Annotated in this window: 1 protein-coding gene; it reads right to left on the bottom strand. The window is 66.6% G+C overall.

From position 1 onward, the window contains the following. Positions 1 to 898 (bottom strand): amino acid adenylation domain-containing protein (locus ACLQ29_RS35365; protein ID WP_425775701.1); only part of this gene is annotated, 898 nt, incomplete at both ends.

Raw genomic sequence — 898 nt, 5'->3', positions numbered from 1 at the left:
AGGGCGTGTTCGATGTCGCCGAGTTCGATGCGGTAGCCGCCGATTTTGACTTGGTGGTCGTTGCGGCCGGCGAATTCGATGGTGCCGTTGGGGAGGCGGCGGCCGAGGTCGCCGGTGCGGTAGAGGCGTTGGCCGGTGGTGGGGTGGGTGATGAAGGCGGTGTGGGTTTTGTCGGGGTCGTTGTGGTAGCCGTTGGCGAGGCCGGTGCCGCCGATGTGGAGGTCGCCGGTGACCCAGGTGGGGCATTCTTGGTGGCGGTCGTTGAGGACGTGGAAGGTTTGGTTGGTCATGGGTCGGCCGTAGGGGATGGATTCCCAGGTGGGGTCGACGTGGTCGATGTCGTGCAGGATTGACCAGATGGCGGCTTCGGTGGCGCCGCCGAGGCTGGTGACGTGGGCGTTTGGGGCGGTGGTGGTGATGCGGTTGGGTAGGTCGGTGGGGATCCAGTCGCCGGAGAGTAGGACGCGGCGCAGGGTTGGTGTGGTGGTGTTGGTGGCTTCGAGGTGTTCGACGAGCATGGCCATGAGTGCGGGTACGGAGTTCCAGATGGTGATGTGGTGTTCTTCGATGAGGTGGTGCCAGCGGGCGGGGTCGCGGTTGGCGTGGGGTTCGGGTAGGACGAGGGTGGCGCCGGTGGCGAGGGCGCCGAAGATGTCCCAGACGGAGAGGTCGAAGCTGAGGGCGGAGAGGCCGAGGATGGCGTCGGTGGGGGTGAGGTGGTAGCGGGTGTTGATGTCGACGCAGGTGTTGACGGCGGCGCGGTGGTTGATGGCGACGCCTTTGGGTCGGCCGGTGGAGCCGGAGGTGTAGATGATGTAGGCGATTTCGTCGGGTTGTACCTGGGTGGCGACGGCGGGCAGCGTGAGCGCCACCGCGGTGTCGTCGTCGGCGTCCACCA

This window comes from Micromonospora sp. DT228 (assembly GCF_049841595.1).
In the GTDB taxonomy this organism is placed as follows: domain Bacteria; phylum Actinomycetota; class Actinomycetes; order Mycobacteriales; family Micromonosporaceae; genus Micromonospora.
Note: the sequence above shows the minus strand (reverse complement) of the source record. Positions and strands in the feature narration are given on the sequence as shown.